Here is an 18696-nt window from a genome sequence, read left to right on the forward strand (position 1 = left end):
TCAGGAAGCGTCGTTCCGTCGATCCCGGGATTTCGAAGAAACGGTGCGGCTTTCGCGTAACACGGTCCGCCCCGCGCGTTCAGACGCGGCCGGTCACCGGGACCAGGGCGCCCGTCACCGCCCGGGCCTCTTCACTGGCCAGGAACAGGATCACCGCGGCCAGGTCATCGGGCGCGACCCACGTGGAGACGTCGGCCTTGGGCATGTCGGCGCGGTTGGCCGGCGTGTCGATGATCGAGGGCAGGACGGCGTTCACGGTCACGCCGTCGTCCTTGAGTTCGTCGGCGAGCGCCTGGGTCAGGCTGTGCACGCCGGCCTTGGCGGCGGCGTAGGCGCCCATGCCGAGCCCCGCCTTCAGGGCGGCGTTGGAGCCGACGTTGACGATCCGGCCCGCGGCGCTGCGCTTCAGGTGCGGGATGGCCGACCGCGACGCGTTCGACGCCGTCAGCACATTCAGGCGGTAGAGCGCGTACCAGCTCTCCATGGAGCCGCCGGCCAGCGTCTCCCACTTGAAGCCGCCGGCGATGTTGAGGAGCGCGTCGAGCCCGCCGAACCGCTCGGCCACGGCGTCGATGGCCGCGCCCGCGGCGTTGGCGGCGGTGAGGTCCACGCCCGCCTGCACCAGGACGTCGCCGCCCGACGGCAGGCCCGCGGGCGCGTCCGCCGCATAGTCGATCAGCGCCAGGCGATGGCCCTGCGCCGCGGCCGCCCGGGCGAGCGCCGAGCCGAGGACGCCGAACGCGCCCGTGATCGCGAAAACCCGTCCAGCCACAATACTCACCCCGTCATGGCCGGGCTTGTCCCGGCCATCCATGAACACCGCATTTCGGGACCGGACTGCAAGCGTCCGTGTTCATGGATCCCCGGCACGCGGCCGGGGATGACGAGCATGAGGTGGAACTACAGCCGCTCGACGATGGTGACGTTGGCCAGGCCGCCGCCTTCGCACATCGTCTGCAGGCCGTACTTCTTGTTCCGGTTCTTCAGGGCGTAGAGCAGCGTGGTCATCAGCTTGGTGCCGGAGGCGCCGAGCGGGTGGCCGAGCGCGATGGCGCCGCCGTTGACGTTCAGGCGGTCCGGGTCGGCGCCCAGCTTCTGCAGGAAGGCGACCGGCACCGAGGCGAAGGCCTCGTTGACCTCGAACAGGTCGATGTCGTCGATCGACATGCCGGCCCGCTTCAGCGCCCGCTCGGTGGCGGGCAGCGGGGCTTCCAGCATGATGACCGGGTCGTGGCCCAGCACCGACAGGTGATGGATGCGGGCCATCGGCGTCAGGTTGTGCTCCTTCAGCGCCTTCTCCGAGACGACCATCACGCCCGAGGCGCCGTCGCAGATCTGGCTGGAGGTGGCCGCGGTGATCCGGCCGCCTTCCTTGAGCAGCTTCACGCCGCGCATGCCTTCCAGGCTGGCGTCGTAGCGGATGCCCTCATCACTGTCGTGACGCAGCGAATTGCCCTCGGCGTCCTTGCCGTCGATGGCGACGATCTCTTCCTTGAACGCCCCGCCCTGGGTCGCGGCGATGGCGCGCTGGTGGGACAGGTAGCCGTATTCGTCGAGCTGGTCCTTGGTCAGGCCGTACTTCTCGGCGACCATCTCGGCGCCCATGAACTGGCTGAACTGGATGTTCGGATAGCGCTCCTCCATCCGCGGGCTCTTCGGCACGCCGAAGCCTTCCTTGGCCGGCAGGGCGACCGAGAGGCCCATGGGCACGCGCGTCATGCTCTCCACGCCCGAGGCGATCACCACGTCCATGGTGCCGCTCATCACGGCCTGGGCGGCGAACTGCAGGGCCTGCTGGGAGGAGCCGCACTGGCGGTCCACCGAGGTGGCCGGGACGCTTTCCGGCAGTTTGGAGGCCAGCACCGCGTTGCGGGCGATGTTGGTGGACTGCTCGCCCACCTGCATGACGCAGCCCATGACCACGTCCTCGACGGCCGCCGGGTCGACGCCCGTGCGGTCGATCAGCTCGTTCAGGACCACGGCGCCCAGGTCGGCCGGGTGCCATTCCCGAAGACGGCCGCCCTTGCGCCCGCCGGCGGTGCGCGTCGCAGCAACGATATAGGCCTCGGCCATGTCTCTAGCTCCTCGAAATCCGTGCGCGTTCAGCGCGTCGAAACAACTGTATGAGGGCGCCGCTGCGTAAGAAAAGGGGGGCGGGTGACGGACACGTCAACCTTCCGCGGAGTTGACCGCGTCGGCGGATCACGCACCATCCGGACATGGTCCGCACCGTCGTCCTCTGGGCCCTCGTGCTCGCCCTCGGCGCCTTCGCCCTGCAGTGGCTGGAGTACCAATACCTAGCCCGCGCCTTCTCGCAGGAGATCTATGTGGCGGTGATCGGCGCGGCCTTCGCCGTGGGCGGGGTCTGGGTCGGCTGGAGGCTCTCGGCGCGGCGCGCGCCGGCCCCGTTTTCGCGCAACGACGCGGCCCTGGCGGCGCTCGGCCTCACCGGGCAGGAGATCCGGGTGCTTGAGCGGCTCGCCGCCGGCCAGTCCAACAAGGAGATCGCCCGCACGCTCGGCCTCTCGCCCAACACCGTGAAGACCCACGTCGCCAACCTGTTCGCCAAGCTGGAGGTCAGCCGCCGGACCCAGGCCATCAGCAAGGCGCGCGACCTGCACCTGATCGCCTGAGCCGGACAGGCGAGACGGACGAATTCACCCTTTCGGGCGATACCGCCGCGGCGGGCCGCGGGCCAGGCTCCGGGCTCTGTCCAACCTGCCATCGCAAGGAACGAACCGCATGTCCCGCATCATCCTGACCTACGGCCTCATCTCGGGCCTCGTGATCATCACCGGCATCATCGGGACCATCGTGCTGGCCGGCGACGAGCCGCACGGCAACGTCTGGCTGGGCTACCTGATCATGCTCGTCGCCCTGTCCTCGATCCTGGTGGGGGTGAAGCAGCATCGCGACCAGGCGCTCGGCGGGGTGATCCGGTTCCGCACCGCGCTGGGCGTGGGCCTCGGCATCGCCGTGATCGCCGCGCTCGCCTACATCGTCGTGTGGGAGGCCTACCTTGCGCTCACCGACTACGGCTTCATGGACCAGTACATCGCCCACACCCTGGAGGCGAAGCGCGCCGCCGGCGTCACCGGCGCCGCCTACCAGCAGGCGCTCGCCGAGGCCGAGACCATGCGCCGGCAGTACGCCAACCCGCTGTTCCGCGTGCCGATCACCTTCGCCGAGATCTTTCCGGTGGGGCTGCTGATCGCCCTTGTCAGCGCCGCCCTGCTGCGCAACCCGCGCTTCCTGCCGGCGCGGTCACGGCCGACCGCGGCCTAGGCCTCGGCGAAGGTCCTGAGGAGGATGCGCTCCAGCCACTCGGCGTCCACGGCGTCGAAGGCGGCGGGGCGCTCCGAATCCACGTCGAAGACGGCGATCAGCCGGCCCTGGGCGTCCACCACCGGGACCACGATCTCGCTGGCCGAGCGGCTGTCGCAGGCGATGTGGCCCGGAAAGGCGTGGACGTCCTCCACCACCTGGGTCTGCCGCGTCCGCGCCGCCGTCCCGCAGACGCCCCGGCCGAAGGCGATGCGCAGGCAGCCGAGCGTCCCCTGGTAGGGCCCCACCACCAGCTCGTCCGGCTTGTCGGGATCGACCACGTAGAAGCCGGTCCAGAAGTAGTCGTCGAAGCTGTTGGCCAGCATGGAGGCGACGGTCGCCATGCGCGCGGTCAGGTTGGGCTCGCCGTCCAGGACGGCGGCGATCTCCTCGGCGACGGCGGCGTAGCGCTCGGCCTTCGCTGCGGGGAGGGTCTTGTCGTTGAAGGCTTCGGCCATGGCGGGGGTCTTTAGCCGCCGCGGCCGGCCGGGTCACGCCGCCTTCTTGGCCCGGGCGATCTTCTGCTTCACCACCGCTGAGAGGTGGCTGACCAGCTTGGCGGCCTCCTTGGACTCCTCGGGCGGGGTCTCCAGGATGGTGCCGATCGCCTTGAAATGGATGTCCAGCACCTTCGGGTCGCACTGGTCGGGACCGCCAAGCGCATCCACGTACTCGATCAGCAGGTTCGAGGCCCGCTCCACCATGGCGTCGCGCACCTGGCGGGCGCGGAAGCTGGTGTGCTGCATGACCCGGTAGGTCATCTTCAGGGTCTCGCGGTCGACCCCGCCGCGCACCTGGATGAGGCGGCGCAGGGCCTCCAGCTCGACGCTGATGGTCTCGCGGGTCGAGGACCGCTCGACGGCGTCCACCACCTCCTCGGGATCGCTCATCCGCCGCATCGGGCCCGAGTAGCTCAGCTCCACCCGGCGGCGGCGGTCGGGACCGATGTAGGACTCGCTGACGATGAACGGCCTGGGCTTGGTGAGCACCAGCTGGATGCGCGAGAGCAGGGCCGCGGGCGTGAACGGCTTGATGACGAACTCGTTGACCCCGGCCCGGCGGGCTTCCTCCACCTCGCGCTGGCTGCGGTGGGCGGTGACGATGACGACCGGCACCTCCGGGTTGGGCACGCGGCGGTCGGGCGTGACGGCGGCCCGGCGGATCGAGCGGGTCAGCTCCAGCCCCCCCATCACCGGCATGTTCCAGTCGGAGAAGATGATGTCCGGGTCCCAGCGGGCCAGCATCTGGCGCGCGCGCAGGCCGTCCTCGGCCATCTCCACGGCGCCCACCCCGCCGGCGCGCAGGACGTCGCCGATCAGCCGCTGAACATTGGCGTTGTCGTCGACGATCAGCACCTTGAGCGCCGACAAATCGTCGGGGCGCAGGCTGGCGCTGGGCAACGAACGGCGGGGCATGGGTCACTCTCGAAGATCAACCACGGAGATTGACGCATCGCGGTTAGGAAGCCGTTTATACGGGCACGGATTTTTTGTCGCAGGTGGGGTCTTCCATGCGTCTCGGACTGTTCATTTCCGCCGCCCTGGCGGCGGCGGCCGTCGTGTCTGCGCCGGTCGCAGCGCAGGTCGCCGACGGCCCTTCGCGCACCTTCACGGCGCGCGACCTCTTCGGCCTGCGCACGGCGGGCGATCCACAGGTGCGGCCGGACGGCGGCGCCATCGCCTATGTGCGCACCACCTACGACATCATGACCGACGCCGGCCGGCGCTCGATCTGGCTGGTCGATCCCGTCACCGCCGCGCAGTCGCCGCTGGTGGCCGAAGACAGCTCCAGCATGACGCCCCGGTGGTCGCCGGACGGTTCGCGCCTGGCCTATGTGGTGGCCGTCCCCGGCGGGCCGCCGCAGCTCCACGTGCGCTGGATGGCGTCGGGCCGCTCGGCGCGCGTGGCGACGCTGGAGCAGGCGCCCAACGACATCGCCTGGTCGCCGGACGGGCGGACGCTGGCCTTCACCATGCTCACGCCGGACGAGCCGCGCCCGCTCGGCCCGCCCCTGCGCAAGCCGGAGGGCGCCAAGTGGGCCGAGCCCCTGCAGGTGATCGACCGGATCACCTACCGGGCGGACGGCCAGGGCTACCTGAAGCCGGGCTACCGGCACATCTTCGTGGTCAGCGCCGACGGCGGCTCGCCCCGCCAGATCACCTTCGGCAAGTTCGACAACGGCGGCCCGATCAGCTTCGCCGCCGATGGCCGCAGCGTGCTGTTCGCCACCAACCGCGCCGACAACTGGGAGCGCGACCCGCAGGAGAGCGAGCTCTACCGGGTCTCGATCACCGACGGGACCCTGACCCGCCTCACCAACCGCGTGGGGCCGGACTTCGCCCCGGCCGTCTCACCCGACGGCTCGAAGATCGCCTACATCGGCTACGACGATCAGCGCCGTCGCGGTTACGAGAACCAGCGGCTCCACGTCATGGACCGCGACGGCGGCAACGTGCGGGTGCTGACCGCCGGGCTCGACCGCAGCGTGGGCGACCCCCAGTGGTCGCCGGACGGCCGCGCGGTCTACGTCTCCTACGACGACAAGGGCGTCACCAAGGTGGCCCGCGTGGGGCTGGACGGCCGGATGGAGACGGTGGCCACCGGAGTCGGCGGCGCCTCCCTCGACCGGCCGTACTCGGGCGGACAGTTCTCCGTCGGCCGAGGGGGCGTCGTGGCCTTCACCCAGAGCACGCCCGAGCAGCCCGCCGAAGTGGCCGTGGCGCGCGGCGGCAAGACCCAGCGCCTGACCCGGCTCAATGACGACCTGTTCGCCGGCAAGACCCTGGCCCGCGTCGAGCACCTGCCGACGGTCAGCTCGCACGACCGCAAGCCGATCGACGCCTGGATCGCCCTGCCCCCGAACTTCGACCCGTCGAAGAAATATCCGCTGATCCTGGAGATCCACGGCGGGCCGTTCGCGGCCTATGGCCCGAGCTTCTCCACCGACGTCCAGCTCTACGCCCAGGCGGGCTATGTGGTGGTCTATTCCAACCCGCGCGGCTCCACCTCCTACGGCGAGGCCTTCGCCAACGAGATCGACCGCAACTATCCCAGCCACGATTACGACGACCTGATGAGCGTCGTGGATGCGGCCATCGCCAAGGGTTACGTGGACCCGCAGCGGCTCTATGTCACCGGCGGCTCCGGCGGCGGGGCGCTGACCGCCTGGATCGTCGGCAAGACCGACCGCTTCCGGGCCGCCGCCACCCAGAAGCCGGTGATCAACTGGACGAGCCAGGTGCTGACCGTCGACGGCTACACCTTCATGGCCCAGTACTGGTTCGGGAAGATGCCGTGGGAGGACCCGCAGGGCTACTGGGCGCGCTCGCCGCTCAGCCTCGTGGGCAATGTCAGGACGCCGACCCTGGTGGTGGTCGGCGCCGAGGACTACCGCACCCCGCCCTCGGAGTCGGAACAGTACTTCCAGGCCCTGCAGCTGCGCGGCGTGCCGACCGCGCTCGTCCGGGTGCCCGGCGCGAGCCACGGCGGCCTGACCGCGCGGCCCTCGCAGTCGGCGGCCAAGGCCCAGGCGATCCTGGCCTGGTTCGAGCGGTACAGGTAGGCGGCGCCTAGGCCACCTGGGCGGCGGGGTCGCAGGCCCCGTCGCCGTCCTCGGTGGCGTCCACCAGGGCCTGGAACAGGGCCATGGCCTCGATCGGCTTGGCCACGTGGCCGTCCATCCCGGCGGCCAGGTACTGCTCCACCTGGTGCGACATGGCGTTGGCGGTGAGCGCAACGATGGGCGTGCGCGCCCGGCCGGTGGCCTTCTCCCGCTCGCGGATGCGGGCCGTGGCGGTGACGCCGTCCATGTCGGGCATCTGGATGTCCATGAGGATGACGTCCCAGTGGGCGCCCTCCCAGGCCGCCAGCGCCGCCTGCCCGCTCTCCACCACCACCGGCTCGACGCCCAGCTGGTGCAGCAGGGTCTTCAGAACCAGCTGGTTGACGGTGTTGTCCTCGGCCGCGAGGACCCGCAGGGCCAGGGCCGCGCGCTGGTTCGGCGGCGGCGGGGCGTATTCCGTGGCCGTCCGCGCCTCCCCCACCCGCTCCAGGGGCACGCGCAGGATGAACCGGGACCCCTTCCCGAGCTCGCTCTCCACCGCCATCTCGCCGCCCATGAGGTGGGCGAGCTCGTGGCAGATGGCGAGGCCGAGGCCCGTGCCGCCGAACTTCCGCGTCGTGGAGGAGTCGAGCTGGTCGAACTTGTCGAACAGCCGGGCCAGGCCCTCCTTCGAGATGCCGACGCCGGTGTCGGCGACGGCGACCTCCAGCAAGTCCCCGCGCCGTTCGGCGGTCACCCGCACCTCGCCGTGCTCGGTGAACTTCAGGGCGTTGGAGATCAGGTTGTAGAGGATCTGACGAAGGCGCGTGGGATCGCCCAGGTAGCGACCGCGCGCCGCGTCGATGTCGACGGCGAAGGAGAGCCCCTTCTTGTTGGCGAGCGCCGTGAACGCCGAGTGGGCGCCGCGCACCACTTCGCCCAGGTCGAACTCGATGGTCTCCAGCTCCAGCTTGCCCGCCTCGATCTTGGAGAGGTCCAGCACGTCGTTCAGGATGGCGAGCAGCGCCTCCCCCGACTGCTGGATGACCGACAGCCGCTCGCGCTGGATGGCGGTGAGCCGGTCGGCCGACATCGCCTGGGCCATGCCGAGCACGCCGTTCAGCGGCGTGCGGATCTCGTGGCTCATGGTGGCGAGGAAGGTGCTCTTGGCGGCGTTCGCGGCCTCGGCGGCCAGCTCGCCGGCCTCGGCCCGGGCGCGCGCCTGGCGCAGCGCGGTGCGGGAGCGGTCCAGCATCCGCCGCGACAGGTAGAAGAAGTTGGCGCAGCTCACCGCCGCGGCGAGGGCGGCCACCGCAGCCATCGGCGTGCGGGCGGTCAGCACCAGGTCCACGGCGATCCAGACCAGGACGCCCAGGTAGGGCGCCACCAGCAGGCGGAACAGCGGCAGGTTCGCGTAGTACTGGAGCAGGACGTAGGTGGCGCCGATGAAGGCGATGGACAGCGCGAAGGTGCCGGCCACCGCGTAGCCCGACTCCCACAGGGCGATGATCATCACGCACTGCACGGCGACGCCCAGGGCGGCGTTGACGTTCAGGCCCAGCCAGAGGCGGCGCGTGCGGGTTTCGTCGGTCGTCCGCTCCAGCGCCTCCATGAGGCTGATGTTGGCGAACAGCCCGGCCCACACGGCCAGGGCCCACAGGCCCGTCCACAGCGGGGAGACGTAGAACGCCGCCACCGCGATGACGGCGACGCTCGACAGGATGCGCGGCACCAGGTTGCGCGCCGAGGCGGCATAGAGGCTCAGGCCGCTGGACCCTTGGTCCGCCGGCGTCTCGGCAATCGGCTGCCCGGCGTCCTTGGATCGCTCCAACCGCCCCTCCCGTAACGTTGTTGTCTTTTTTTGGGAGAATGCCGTTAGCAGGTTAACCGTACGTCAAACGGCGCGCGGGCTCGACACCATCGGTCGAGCCCGCGTCATTCGACTCGGCTTGCAGTTGCCAGAGGGCCGGGGCGGGCCCCGGCCCCCCGGGGCGCCGTCAGTCGTCCTTGCGGCGGGTGGCGGCGAGCAGGCTGATCAAGGCGGCGGCAGCGGTGATCGCCGCGGCCGCGGTGGCGATCGGATGCTCCTTCACCTCGGTTACGGCGCGGTCGGCGAGCGCCTTGGCGCGCGGCTTGGCGACGGCGGCCAGCTGCTCCGCGGCGCGGGTGACCGCCTTGGCGGCCTTGGCGACCGCGTCCTCGGTCTCGCTGGTCGCGGACTCGGCGGCCTTCTTCAGCGCGTGGGCGACATCCTCGAGGGTGTCCTCGACGTCGTTGGCGATCTTCTTGGTCATCGACTTGGCCATGGGGGCTCCTGCGGTTGTTCCGCCAGATTGGCCCCGGCCCCGCGGCCGCCGCCTTGACCTTGGTCAACGGCCCAGCTCGCCGGCCAGGCGGCGAAGCAGGGCCTCGCGCGCGGCGTCCGAGCCGGCCTGCTCCAGCTGCTCGTCGAGGTCCAGCAGCAGGCGGGCGCGCAGGTTGTGCCAGTCGGGACTGGAGACCGCCGACGCCGACAGCCGATGCGGCTCCTCCACCGGGGCGGCGTCCTCGCGGCTGAGGCCGAACCGGCCGTCCAGCTCCGGGATGACGATCTGCTCGGGTGGGAAGCCTTCGCCGACCAGGCGCTCGCGCAGCGCCTCCAGCGCCTCAGGCTCTCCGTGCGCCAGGAACAGCTTGCCGCGCACGGGGCGGCGGGCCTTCGCCCACTCGGCCAGCCCGACCGCGTCGGCGTGCCCGGAATAGACGTCCATCGGCCGAATGCGGGCGCGGACCTCGATGTCGTCGCCCTGGATCTTCACCCGCCGCGCGCCGTCGACCAGCAGGCGTCCGAGCGTCCCCACCGCCTGATAGCCGGGGATCAGCACGGTGGCGCGGCGGTCCCACAGGTGGCGCTTCAGGTGCTTGCGGATGCGGCCCGCCTCGCACATGCCGCTGGCCGCCATGACGATGTGCCAGCCCGCCAGCTTCTCGAGCTGGTCGCTCTCCCAGGGCTCGCGCAGGAACTGCAGCCGGCCGCTCTCTCGCAGCCCCTCGAAGGGATTTCGGCCCGCCTGCCGGTTCCAGCCGCGCTTCTGGAACACCTCGGTCGCCTCGATGGCCAGCGGCGAGTCCAGGAAGATGTCGACAGGCGCCACGTCGCCCGTGTCGATCATGGTCAGCAGGTCCGCCAGCAGCTCCTGCGAGCGCTCCACCGCGAAGGCCGGGATCACCACCGGGCCGCCGGCGGCCCTCGCCTCGCGCAGCTCCTCGGCCAGCAGCCGGCGACGCGCCGCGGGATCGAGCGTCGGCCGCACCCGCGCGCCGTAGGTGGACTCCAGGATCACGTGGTCCACCCCGGCCGGTCCTTCCGGATCCGGCGCGTAGTCGCGGCCGCCCGGGCCGATGTCACCGGAGAACAGCAGGGTCACCGGCCCCTCTTCCGTGGCCACGCGCACCTCGATGGAGGCCCCGCCCAGGATGTGGCCGGCCTCCCAGTAGACGGCGGTGATCCCCGGGGCGACCTCGACCTCGCGTCCCAGCTTGGCCGGCTTGAAGAGCTCGAGGGTGCGCACCGCGTCGCGCGCGGTGTAGATCGGCTCCACGGGATCACGCCCCCGCCGCTCGTTGCGGCGGTTGAGCTGGCGCACCTCGCTCTCCTGGATGTCGCCCGCGTCGGGCAGCATGACCGCGCAGAGGTCGCGCGTCCCCGCCGTGGCGAAGATCGGACCGCGGAACCCGGCCCGCATCAGCTTCGGCAGCAAGCCCGAGTGGTCGATGTGCGCATGGGTGAGGAGGACGGCGTCCACATCCTTCGCCTCGAACGGGAACGGCTCGTAGTTCAACGCCTTCAGCGTCTTGGAGCCCTGGAACATGCCGCAGTCGACGAGCACCGTGGCCCGGTCGGTGCGCAGCCTTGCGCAGAAGCCCGTGACGCAGCCCGCCGCGCCGTGGAAAGTCAGGTCGAAGCTCATGAGCCCTCCGTGCGGCGCCGCTTGACGCCCGGCCCTGATCAGGATCAAAGCGCCCGACGGGCTCCTGCGCCATCTATTGCCCCGGAGACCGTCATGAAGCACGCCGTCATCTTCGCCCACCCCAAGCCCGACAGCTTCACCGCCGCCGTGGCCGAAACCTACGCGGAGGCGGCGCGCGCACTGGGGCACGAGGCCGTGGTGCGCGACCTCTACCGGATGGGCTTCGACCCCTGCCTCAAGGCCGAGGAGATCCCGACCGCCGAGGGCTACAAGGTCGCCGCCGACGTCGCCGCCGAGCGCGCCCTGCTGGATGACGCCGACGTGTTCGCCTTCGTCTACCCGTTCTGGTTCAACGCCCCGCCCGCCATCCTCAAGGGTTATGTAGACCGGGTGTTCGGCATGGGCTTCGGCTTCGAGCCGGCCGCCGGCGGCACCCAGGCCCTGCTCGACGGCCGCAAGATGATCAGCTTCAGCTCCTCGGGGGCTCCGGAGGACTGGGTGCGCGAAACCGGGGCGATGGCCGCCCTGCACACCCTGTTCGACAACCACCTGGCCGGAGTCTGCGGCCTCACCGTGGTCGACCACATCCACGTGGGCGGCATCGTTCCGGGGCTCACGCCGGAGTGGATGTCGCAGATCCTGGAGAACGTCCGCGGCACCGTCCGGCGCTGCTTCGCCGAGGCGGAATCGGCGCTTACGTAGAACTACTTAGGGGAACGACCCGAATATCGGGCGAAGGGGGCGCAGGGTACCTCATGGTCATCCTACGGAGTTGCCCCGATGACCCTTGCGTACCCCCTCGACGACCACCGCACCGAAGTCCCGGCGGCCGGCATCACCGAGCTGATGGATCGGGTGGGCGTGCGGATGACCTACGCCCGCAACGAGGAGATCTACGGCCAGGGTGACGACGTCGAATTCCTCTATCGCGTGGTCTCCGGGTCGGTGCGGACCATCCGCCTGACCAGCGACGGCCGCCGCCAGGTGGGCGACTTCTACTATCCGGGCGACCTGTTCGGCCTGGAGACCGGCCCGGACCACCGCTTCTCCGCCGAGGCGCTCACCGACTGCATCGTGCTGGTGGTGAAGCGCTCGTCGGTGCGCGCCGCCGCCGGCGACGCCGCCCTGGACCGCGCCATCCTGAGCGCCACCCACCGCGAGCTGGACCGGGCCCAGTCCCACCTCCTGCTGCTGGGCCGCAAGACCGCCCAGGAGAAGGTCGCCGCCTTCCTGCTGTCGCTGGCCGAGCGCGTGCCGGACGAGTCCGTCGAGCTGGCCATGGGCCGCCAGGACATGGCCGACTACCTCGGCCTGACCATCGAGACGGTGTCGCGCATGCTGAGCCAGCTGCAGGCCGCCTCGGTCGTCGAATTCCCTGCCGCCCGCCGTTTCCGGGTGTGCAAGTGGGAGCGCCTGGAAGAGCTGGCCGACTAATTCGCCCGCCTCCCCGCCCCCAGGCTCCTATTCTCCGAGGCTCTCGATGTAGGCGGCGATGTCCGCCGCCTCGTCCTGGCTGATGAACACCGGCGGCATCTCGTAGTGGCCCTGGCGGGAGATTTCCGCCAGCCGGCGCTCCAGGGACGGCGCGGTGAAGCGGATCCTCAGATCGCGGAAACGCGGCGCGTTCGCGCTGCGGCTTTCGGCCTCCTGCCCCACCGCGTGGCAGCCGGCGCAGGCGCGGTAGGCGAACTGCTGGCCGCGTTCGGCCGCCGAGCCCGGCGCGCGGCCGGAACCGCTCCCGGTTGCGCAAGCCGTCGCGAGCACAGACATTCCGATGATCAGCAGGGTTCGACGCATGCAGCCCTTCTCCTTCGGTGGTCCCCAGCCTGTCAGGACGGCCAGGCTCTGCCTTGACGGTGGTCAACGGGCCCGTCGCTCCGTAGGAGTACTTAGGGGCGCGACCCGACTGGCCGGCGGCGCGACCGCGGCGATGATGGGCGGAAACGAACGAGGTCCGCAATGAGCTTCCGTGATCTGCTGCTGCCGGTGGTGAGCTATCCCGACGCCACTCCCGACCGGGCCGTGGCCGCCGGCGCGGCGCTCGCCCGCCGGTTCGGCGACGGCGTCACGGCCCTCGCCCTCAGGGTCGACATCAAGGCCCCGCGCAACCGGCTGGCCAACGCCCTGATCGGGCTGGAGGACCTCGTCCGCGAGGAGGAGGCCCGCAGCTCCGCCCAGGCCAAGGCCTCCATCGAACGCTTCACCGCCGCCGCCGCCCGCGCCGGCCTTCGCGCCAGCGCCATCATCGAGACGGTCCCGCTCCATCTCCAGGGCGAGCGCATCGCCGAGCACGCCCGCACCCGCGACCTGACCCTGCTGGCGTCCGGGCCCAGCGTTCTGGCCGACGTCGGCGTGGCCGAGGCGGTGCTGTTCGGCTCCGGCCGGCCGATGGTGATCTTCCCGGAAGAGATGGACATCGGCGACGCCGGCCATTTCGAGGAGGTGGCGATCGCCTGGGACGGCAGCCGCACGGCCGCCCGCGCCGTGGCCGACGCCCTGCCCGTGCTGCAGGCCGCCCGCTCGGTCCGGATCTTGGTGGTCACGGACGAGAAGCCCTCCGCCGTGCCCGGCCTCGCCACGGACCTGGTGCGCCACCTGCAGGCGCACGCCGTGGAGGCCAAGGTCGCCGAGGTGTCGGCCGGCGGCGAGCCGATCGGCCGGGTGATCCGCGGCTTCGTCGCCGAGAAGCAGGTGGACCTCTTGGTGATGGGCGGCTTCGGCCATTCCCGGGCCCGCGAATTCGTCCTCGGCGGCGCCACGGCCGCCATGCTCGACAGGCCGCCGTGCCCCGTCCTGATGTCCCATTGAGCCGGGCCGTGGCCCGCGCCGGCGCCGCAGGCGCGCGGCTGTGGGAGCGGTCCGACCTGAGCTTCCTGCAGAAGGCGCTGCTGACCGGCGCCCTCGTGGGTCTCGGCCTGCTCCTGGTGAAGCTGGCCGACGTGCTGCTGCTGGCGTTCGGCGCGGTCTTGGTGGCCGTCCTGCTGCACGCCATGGCCCAGCCCCTGGTCCAGCGCACCCGGCTGGGCCGCACCGGCGCGCTGACGACCGCGGTCTTCGTGCTCACCGCCTGCGTCGGCGTCACGCTCTGGATGTTCGGCCGGGAGGCCTCCATCCAGATCGCGGCCCTGGGCGAGCTGGTGCCGCACGCCTGGCAGGAGCTGCAGCTGCGGCTCTCCGGCTCGCCGCTCGGCGCCTACATCCTGGAGAACCTGCGGCGGCTGGGCCGCGCGGACGGCCTCCTGATGGCCCTGGGCCCAGGCCTCGCCCGGGACGCCGCGGCCGGTCTGGCGGCCGTGGTCATCGTCTTCTTCGCCGGACTCTACCTGGCCTTCCACCCCAAGACCTACCTCGGCGGTCTGCTGCGGCTGGTGCCGCTCGACGCCCGGCCGCGGACCGCGGTGATCGTCGCCAGCTGCGGCGAGGCCCTCAACCGCTGGCTGCTCGGCCAGCTCGCCTCGATGGTCCTGGTAGGCGTGACCACGGGCGTCGGCCTGTGGTTCGCCGGCGTGCCCTCCCCCCTCGCCCTTGGCGTGCTGGCGGGTCTGGGCCAGTTCATCCCCGTGGTCGGCCCGGCCGGGGCGATGATCCCCGGCCTGCTGGTGGCCCTCGCCCAGAGCCCGGAGACCCTGCTGTGGGCAGGCGTGGTCTATGTGGCCGCCATGCAGCTCGAGGCCAACGTCATCACCCCGCTCCTGCTGCGCCAGATGGTGGAGCTGCCCATGGCCGTGACCCTCTTCGCGGTGCTGGCCATGGGCGTGCTGCTGGGGCCGCTCGGCGTGCTCTTCGCCACCCCCCTGGCCGTGGTCGCCTACGTCCTGGTGCGCATGATCTATGTGGAGGGGGTGCTGGGGGACCAGATCGAGCCGAAGGACCCGGAGCCCACGCCATGACCGCCGCGCCCGCCGCCCACACCCACGACCCGTTCGGTCCGCTGCATGCGCGCCGCAAGCACCTGCTGGCGGCGGGCCTGGCCATGACGCTGCTGGGGATCGCCGCGCCGATGTTCCCGCGCGAGGCCTCTCTGGCCGTGGGCGCGGCGGCGGGCTGGCTGGTCTGGCTGGCGGGCGCGGTGATGCTGGGTCTGTCGCTGCTGATGCTGCCCTCCTGGCTGTACCTGTCGGGCATCGTGGCCAGCCTGTTCATCACCGGGGTCGGCATCGTGCTGACCTTCCGGCCCGAGACCGGGGCGCTCGCCACCGCCATCCTGCTCGCGGCGGTGTTCATCGTGGACGGCAGCCTGCAGGTGGTGCTGGCCCTGAAGCTCCGGCCCGTGAAGGCCTGGCGCTGGGTGCTGGCCTCGGCCTTCGCCAGCCTGGTGGCCGCGGGCCTCATCGCGCTCGGCGTGCCCGAGCGCTCCACCGCCTCCATCGGCCTGCTGCTGGGCCTGGCTTTCGTGACCACCGGCCTCGGCCTGCTGGCGGTCGGCTTCACCCGGCCCGCCGAGACGGACTGACGCCGCGCGGTTGCGCCGCAGCGCAATCCACCCTACCGCTTCCGGCGATGACTTCCCTGCTCCGCGCCATCCGCCACGGACGCGCCGCGCCCTACGCCGTCGCCATTCTCGCCACGGCCGGCTGCGTGATCGTCCGGCTGGCCCTGGAGCCCTTCTTCCACGAGCGGGCGAGCTTCATCCTCTATGTGCCCGCCCTGATGATCAGCGCCGCCGTGGGCGGCGTGGGCGCGGCCCTGGTGGCCACCGTCCTCGGTCTGGCGGCCGGCGTCGTCTTCAGCGGCGAGAGCCTGATCACCGATCCGGCCAACCTGGTCAGCGCCATCGTCTTCCTGCTGCTGGGGCTCGCCAGCGGCCTGGCCGGGTCGCGGCTGGCCCGGGGCTCGCGTGAGACCGCCGCCGCCCTGACCCACCTCGAGGAGCGCGAGGCGCACCTGCAGTCGATCCTCGACACCGTGCCCGACGCGATGATCGTCATCGACGAGCAGGGCGTGATGCAGTCCTTCAGCGCCGCCGCAGAGCGGCTGTTCGGACTGACCGCCGCGGAGGCCATCGGGCGCAACGTCAGCATGCTGATGCCCAATCCCTACCGCGACGCCCACGACGGCTACCTGCACCGCTACCTGACCACCGGCGAGCGCCGGATCATCGGCATCGGGCGGGTCGTGGTGGGCGCGCGGCGCGACGGCTCCACCTTCCCGATGGAGCTGGCGGTCGGCGAGATGCGCTCGGGCGAGACCCGCTACTTCACCGGCTTCGTGCGCGACCTCACCGAACGGCAGGACACCGAGCGGCGGCTGCAGGACCTGCAGTCGGAGCTGGTCCACGTCTCCCGCCTCACGGCCATGGGCGAAATGGCCTCGGCGCTGGCGCACGAGCTCAACCAGCCGCTCAGCGCCGTGGCCAACTACGTGAAGGGCGCCGTGCGCCTGCTCGACCAGGAGCCCGTCGATCGGCCGAAGATCAAGTCCGCCCTGGTCAGCGCGGGCGAGCAGGCGTTGCGCGCGGGCCAGATCATCCGCCGCCTACGCGACTTCGTCGGCAAGGGCGAGGCCGAGCGCCGCATCGAAAGCCTGCCGCAGCTGCTCGAGGAGGCCGGCGCGCTGGCCATGGTCGGCGCCAAGGAGCGCGGCGTGCGCCTGCGCTTCGCCATCGACCGGCGGGTGGACCTCGTCCTGGCCGACAAGGTGCAGATCCAGCAGGTGGTCCTCAACCTGATGCGCAACTCCATCGACGCCATGGAGGACTCGCCCAAGCGCGACCTCGTGGTCGCGGCTCGGCCGGCCCCCGACGACATGGTCGAGGTGTCGGTGACCGACACCGGCCCGGGGATCAGCCCGGACGTGGCCGACCAGCTGTTCCAGCCGTTCATCACAACCAAGCAGCACGGGATGGGGGTCGGCCTGTCCATCTCGCGCACCATCGTCGAGGCCCATGGCGGCCGGATCTGGGTCGAGCCAAACCCCGCGGGCGGAGCGGTCTTCCGGTTCACCCTGCGCGCGGTGCCTGAAGGGGAGCTTGCCGAAGTTGAGTGACGTGCTGGTCCATGTGATTGACGACGACGAGGCGATGCGGGAGTCGCTGAGCTTCCTGCTGGACACCGCCGGCTTCGCCACGCGCACCTACGAATCTGCCGTAGCCTTCCTCGAGCAGGCCGCGGGCGGCGTGGCGCCCGGCTGCATCGTCACCGACGTGCGCATGCCCGAGATGAACGGGCTGGAGCTGGTCCGCCGCCTCAAGGAGCGCGGCATCTCCCATCCGGTCATCGTGATCACCGGCCACGGCGACGTTCCGCTGGCGGTGGAGGCCATGAAGGCCGGCGTCGTGGACTTCCTGGAAAAACCCTTCGACGACGAGCATCTCCTGCAGGCAGTCCGCTCGGCCCTGGACGCCCGCGAGCGCGACGACCAGCAGCAGGCCGAGAAGCGGCGCTTCGAGACCATGCTGGAAGGCCTGTCGCCGCGCGAGCAGGAGGTGCTGCGCGGGGTCATCGAGGGCAAGCCCAACAAGGTGATCGCCTACGAGCTCGGCATCAGCCCCCGGACGGTGGAGGTCTACCGCGCCAACGTCATGACCAAGACCGGCGCCTCGGGCCTGTCCGAGCTCGTGCGCATGGCCCTGCTGGCCGGCTTCTGACCGGCGCATTTGATCTGGATCAAGGAACGACCTGAAGCCGCGTAGGATTGCGGCAGATCAAGGCCGGGCCCCGGCGCGCTGTGTATCAATGCTGCATGTACCCAGTTGTCCCCTCGGCCGCCCGTCCGCTCGTCGTGATCGTCGATGACGATCCCGCGGTCCGCAGCTCGCTCGCCTTTTCGCTGGAGCTCGAGGGCTTCCAGGTGGACGCCTGCGAGAGCGGCGAGGCGCTGCTGCTGCGCAAGCTGCCCGACCAGCACACCTGCCTGGTGATCGACGAGCGCCTTCCCGGCATCACCGGCCTGCAGGCCCTGGCGCAGCTTCGGGGCCGCCAGGTGGGACTCCCCGCCCTGCTGATCACCAGCAATCCGAAGCCCGCCACGCGCGCGGCGGCGGCGGCGGCCGGCGTGCCGATCGTCGAGAAGCCCCTGCTGTGCGACGCGCTGAGCGGCTCGATCCGCGCGGCCCTCGCCGCGGTCTAGATCGCGTCCCACCCCAGGCCTTCGACGATCTTCAGCGCCCGCGGCGCGGGCTTGCCGTCGATGCCGCCCAGGATGGTGTGCCGGATCGGCCCCATGCCGGAGACCCAGAAGATCCCCCGCTCGATGGCCTTCAGGCCATAGGCGCCGAAGATCCAGCGGAACACCGGCGCGGGCATGCCCATGGTGACGATCACGCGCACCGAGCGGCCCTTCAGCAGCCCCTTCATCGGCTTCTCGGCCGAGAGCGCGAAGCCGTAGCGGAAGACCTGCTCGAAGAAGCCCTTCAGCAGCGCGGGCGCGCCGCCCAGCCAGAGCGGATAGATCACCACCAGGTGGTCGGCCCAGGCGACCGCCGCCTGCGCGTCGCGGATCACCGGCGGCGGCTCGCCCTTGGCGAACTCTCCGGCGCTGCGGATCAGCGGGAAGTCGAGCCGGCCGACGTCGATGCGGCGGACATGATGCCCCGCGGCGCTGGCGCCCTTGGCGTAGCAGCCGGCGAGCGCGGCGCAGAGCCGCTCATCGCTGGGATCGGGGTGGCCGTTGACGATCAGGACCTTCCGGGTGGCCATGTCAGGCCGCGGTCTTCCGCTCGGCCGCGCGCGGCGCGATCTCCAGCGCCGGCGTCACCTGCGGCCGCTGCTGCGGCTTGTGACGGCCGAACGAAGCCCGGATCCAGTAGACGCCCAGCACAAGCACGAAGAGGGCGTACGCGGCCAGCACCATGACGAGGTAGGCGATATTCCCGGCGCTCATGGCCCTTCTCCCTAACTTGCAGAGAGTGTGCCGGACCGGGAAATCGCCGCCTTGACCCGG

21 protein-coding genes are annotated in these 18696 nt (G+C 71.1%); 11 read left to right on the forward strand and 10 right to left on the reverse strand.

Annotation, left to right across the window (positions count from 1 at the left end; genetic code table 11):
* Positions 1–79: 79 nt before the first annotated feature.
* Both VM685_RS15620 and VM685_RS15625 read right to left on the reverse strand, forming a co-directional pair.
* A complete protein-coding gene (locus tag VM685_RS15620) occupies positions 80–814 on the reverse strand; it encodes an SDR family NAD(P)-dependent oxidoreductase (RefSeq protein ID WP_325461101.1) in 735 nt (244 codons plus the stop codon).
* 86 nt (positions 815–900) lie between these two features.
* Positions 901–2073: an acetyl-CoA C-acetyltransferase gene (locus tag VM685_RS15625; protein WP_325461102.1), complete on the reverse strand. Its 1173-nt coding sequence runs from the start codon at positions 2071–2073 to the stop codon at positions 901–903.
* Positions 2074–2219: 146 nt separating this feature from the next.
* Here VM685_RS15625 and VM685_RS15630 point away from each other — a divergent pair, with 146 nt between their 5' ends.
* Together VM685_RS15630 and VM685_RS15635 are read left to right on the forward strand one after the other, a co-directional pair.
* On the forward strand, positions 2220–2633 hold the full coding sequence (locus tag VM685_RS15630; protein WP_325461103.1) for a response regulator transcription factor: 414 nt from the start codon (positions 2220–2222) through the stop codon (positions 2631–2633).
* A 109-nt stretch (positions 2634–2742) separates the two neighbouring features.
* Positions 2743–3285: a DUF4199 domain-containing protein gene (locus VM685_RS15635; RefSeq protein ID WP_325461104.1), complete on the forward strand. Its 543-nt coding sequence runs from the start codon at positions 2743–2745 to the stop codon at positions 3283–3285.
* On the opposite strand, the gene VM685_RS15640 is transcribed toward VM685_RS15635, so the two are convergent.
* Positions 3282–3782, reverse strand: coding sequence for a GAF domain-containing protein (locus tag VM685_RS15640; protein ID WP_325461105.1), 501 nt, complete (start codon positions 3780–3782; stop codon positions 3282–3284). The genes VM685_RS15635 and VM685_RS15640 overlap by 4 nt on opposite strands.
* A 33-nt stretch (positions 3783–3815) precedes the next feature.
* A complete protein-coding gene (locus VM685_RS15645; RefSeq protein WP_325461106.1) occupies positions 3816–4739 on the reverse strand; it encodes a response regulator in 924 nt (307 codons plus the stop codon).
* A gap of 95 nt (positions 4740–4834) precedes the next feature.
* Between VM685_RS15645 and VM685_RS15650 the strand changes: the two genes are divergently transcribed.
* Positions 4835–6886 (forward strand): S9 family peptidase, encoded by a 2052-nt coding sequence (locus VM685_RS15650; protein ID WP_325461107.1) that lies wholly within the window; start codon positions 4835–4837, stop codon positions 6884–6886.
* A gap of 7 nt (positions 6887–6893) precedes the next feature.
* Here the strand turns inward: VM685_RS15650 and VM685_RS15655 are convergent, their stop codons facing one another.
* The 3 genes from VM685_RS15655 to VM685_RS15665 form a co-directional block, all read right to left on the reverse strand.
* On the reverse strand, positions 6894–8696 hold the full coding sequence (locus VM685_RS15655) for an ATP-binding protein (protein ID WP_325461108.1): 1803 nt from the start codon (positions 8694–8696) through the stop codon (positions 6894–6896).
* Between the two features lie 166 nt (positions 8697–8862).
* Positions 8863–9171, reverse strand: a complete 309-nt coding sequence (locus VM685_RS15660; RefSeq protein WP_325461109.1) for a hypothetical protein — start codon at positions 9169–9171, stop codon at positions 8863–8865.
* Positions 9172–9234: 63 nt separating this feature from the next.
* On the reverse strand, positions 9235–10815 hold the full coding sequence (locus VM685_RS15665) for an MBL fold metallo-hydrolase (protein ID WP_325461110.1): 1581 nt from the start codon (positions 10813–10815) through the stop codon (positions 9235–9237).
* Between the two features lie 93 nt (positions 10816–10908).
* Here VM685_RS15665 and VM685_RS15670 point away from each other — a divergent pair, with 93 nt between their 5' ends.
* Together VM685_RS15670 and VM685_RS15675 are read left to right on the forward strand one after the other, a co-directional pair.
* Positions 10909–11517, forward strand: a complete 609-nt coding sequence (locus VM685_RS15670) for an NAD(P)H-dependent oxidoreductase (protein WP_325461111.1) — start codon at positions 10909–10911, stop codon at positions 11515–11517.
* A gap of 78 nt (positions 11518–11595) precedes the next feature.
* Positions 11596–12249 (forward strand): helix-turn-helix domain-containing protein, encoded by a 654-nt coding sequence (locus VM685_RS15675; RefSeq protein WP_325461112.1) that lies wholly within the window; start codon positions 11596–11598, stop codon positions 12247–12249.
* A 27-nt stretch (positions 12250–12276) separates the two neighbouring features.
* Here VM685_RS15675 and VM685_RS15680 read toward each other — a convergent pair whose 3' ends face one another.
* The gene (locus VM685_RS15680; protein ID WP_325461113.1) at positions 12277–12612 is read right to left on the reverse strand and encodes a c-type cytochrome; all 336 of its coding nucleotides are present in this window, start codon (positions 12610–12612) and stop codon (positions 12277–12279) included.
* 162 nt (positions 12613–12774) lie between these two features.
* Between VM685_RS15680 and VM685_RS15685 the strand changes: the two genes are divergently transcribed.
* From VM685_RS15685 to VM685_RS15710, 6 genes are all read left to right on the forward strand, one after another.
* On the forward strand, positions 12775–13623 hold the full coding sequence (locus VM685_RS15685; RefSeq protein WP_325461114.1) for a universal stress protein: 849 nt from the start codon (positions 12775–12777) through the stop codon (positions 13621–13623).
* Positions 13620–14705 (forward strand): AI-2E family transporter, encoded by a 1086-nt coding sequence (locus VM685_RS15690; protein ID WP_325461115.1) that lies wholly within the window; start codon positions 13620–13622, stop codon positions 14703–14705. The genes VM685_RS15685 and VM685_RS15690 overlap by 4 nt, the downstream gene beginning before the upstream one ends.
* On the forward strand, positions 14702–15268 hold the full coding sequence (locus tag VM685_RS15695) for an HdeD family acid-resistance protein (RefSeq protein WP_325461116.1): 567 nt from the start codon (positions 14702–14704) through the stop codon (positions 15266–15268). The genes VM685_RS15690 and VM685_RS15695 overlap by 4 nt, the downstream gene beginning before the upstream one ends.
* Before the next feature lie 47 nt (positions 15269–15315).
* Positions 15316–16800 (forward strand): PAS domain S-box protein, encoded by a 1485-nt coding sequence (locus tag VM685_RS15700; RefSeq protein ID WP_325461117.1) that lies wholly within the window; start codon positions 15316–15318, stop codon positions 16798–16800.
* Complete coding sequence (fixJ, locus tag VM685_RS15705; RefSeq protein ID WP_325462032.1) at positions 16793–17401, forward strand: response regulator FixJ; 609 nt, start codon at positions 16793–16795, stop codon at positions 17399–17401. The genes VM685_RS15700 and fixJ overlap by 8 nt, the downstream gene beginning before the upstream one ends.
* 95 nt (positions 17402–17496) lie before the next feature.
* Positions 17497–17883 (forward strand): response regulator, encoded by a 387-nt coding sequence (locus VM685_RS15710; RefSeq protein ID WP_325461118.1) that lies wholly within the window; start codon positions 17497–17499, stop codon positions 17881–17883.
* On the opposite strand, the gene VM685_RS15715 is transcribed toward VM685_RS15710, so the two are convergent.
* Together VM685_RS15715 and VM685_RS15720 are read right to left on the reverse strand one after the other, a co-directional pair.
* Complete coding sequence (locus tag VM685_RS15715) at positions 17880–18452, reverse strand: NAD(P)H-dependent oxidoreductase (RefSeq protein WP_325461119.1); 573 nt, start codon at positions 18450–18452, stop codon at positions 17880–17882. The two genes, VM685_RS15710 and VM685_RS15715, sit on opposite strands and share 4 nt — an antisense overlap.
* A gap of 1 nt (position 18453) precedes the next feature.
* Positions 18454–18636 carry a hypothetical protein gene (locus VM685_RS15720; protein ID WP_325461120.1) on the reverse strand — a complete coding sequence of 61 codons (183 nt, stop codon included), beginning with the start codon at positions 18634–18636 and terminating at the stop codon, positions 18454–18456.
* Positions 18637–18696 lie beyond the last annotated feature (60 nt).

Source organism: Phenylobacterium sp., from assembly GCF_035539035.1.
GTDB lineage: Bacteria > Pseudomonadota > Alphaproteobacteria > Caulobacterales > Caulobacteraceae > Phenylobacterium.

Excerpts from the sequence above, each read along its gene's own strand:
- VM685_RS15620 (WP_325461101.1), bottom strand. The coding sequence starts at position 814 with ATGGATGGCCGGGACAAGCCCGGCCATGACGGGGTGAGTATTGTGGCT.
- VM685_RS15625 (WP_325461102.1), bottom strand. The coding sequence starts at position 2,073 with ATGGCCGAGGCCTATATCGTTGCTGCGACGCGCACCGCCGGCGGGCGC.
- VM685_RS15630 (WP_325461103.1), top strand. The coding sequence starts at position 2,220 with ATGGTCCGCACCGTCGTCCTCTGGGCCCTCGTGCTCGCCCTCGGCGCC.
- VM685_RS15635 (WP_325461104.1), top strand. The coding sequence starts at position 2,743 with ATGTCCCGCATCATCCTGACCTACGGCCTCATCTCGGGCCTCGTGATC.
- VM685_RS15640 (WP_325461105.1), bottom strand. The coding sequence starts at position 3,782 with ATGGCCGAAGCCTTCAACGACAAGACCCTCCCCGCAGCGAAGGCCGAG.
- VM685_RS15645 (WP_325461106.1), bottom strand. The coding sequence starts at position 4,739 with ATGCCCCGCCGTTCGTTGCCCAGCGCCAGCCTGCGCCCCGACGATTTG.
- VM685_RS15650 (WP_325461107.1), top strand. The coding sequence starts at position 4,835 with ATGCGTCTCGGACTGTTCATTTCCGCCGCCCTGGCGGCGGCGGCCGTC.
- VM685_RS15660 (WP_325461109.1), bottom strand. The coding sequence starts at position 9,171 with ATGGCCAAGTCGATGACCAAGAAGATCGCCAACGACGTCGAGGACACC.
- VM685_RS15665 (WP_325461110.1), bottom strand. The coding sequence starts at position 10,815 with ATGAGCTTCGACCTGACTTTCCACGGCGCGGCGGGCTGCGTCACGGGC.
- VM685_RS15670 (WP_325461111.1), top strand. The coding sequence starts at position 10,909 with ATGAAGCACGCCGTCATCTTCGCCCACCCCAAGCCCGACAGCTTCACC.
- VM685_RS15675 (WP_325461112.1), top strand. The coding sequence starts at position 11,596 with ATGACCCTTGCGTACCCCCTCGACGACCACCGCACCGAAGTCCCGGCG.
- VM685_RS15680 (WP_325461113.1), bottom strand. The coding sequence starts at position 12,612 with ATGCGTCGAACCCTGCTGATCATCGGAATGTCTGTGCTCGCGACGGCT.
- VM685_RS15685 (WP_325461114.1), top strand. The coding sequence starts at position 12,775 with ATGAGCTTCCGTGATCTGCTGCTGCCGGTGGTGAGCTATCCCGACGCC.
- VM685_RS15695 (WP_325461116.1), top strand. The coding sequence starts at position 14,702 with ATGACCGCCGCGCCCGCCGCCCACACCCACGACCCGTTCGGTCCGCTG.
- VM685_RS15700 (WP_325461117.1), top strand. The coding sequence starts at position 15,316 with ATGACTTCCCTGCTCCGCGCCATCCGCCACGGACGCGCCGCGCCCTAC.
- VM685_RS15710 (WP_325461118.1), top strand. The coding sequence starts at position 17,497 with ATGTACCCAGTTGTCCCCTCGGCCGCCCGTCCGCTCGTCGTGATCGTC.
- VM685_RS15715 (WP_325461119.1), bottom strand. The coding sequence starts at position 18,452 with ATGGCCACCCGGAAGGTCCTGATCGTCAACGGCCACCCCGATCCCAGC.
- VM685_RS15720 (WP_325461120.1), bottom strand. The coding sequence starts at position 18,636 with ATGAGCGCCGGGAATATCGCCTACCTCGTCATGGTGCTGGCCGCGTAC.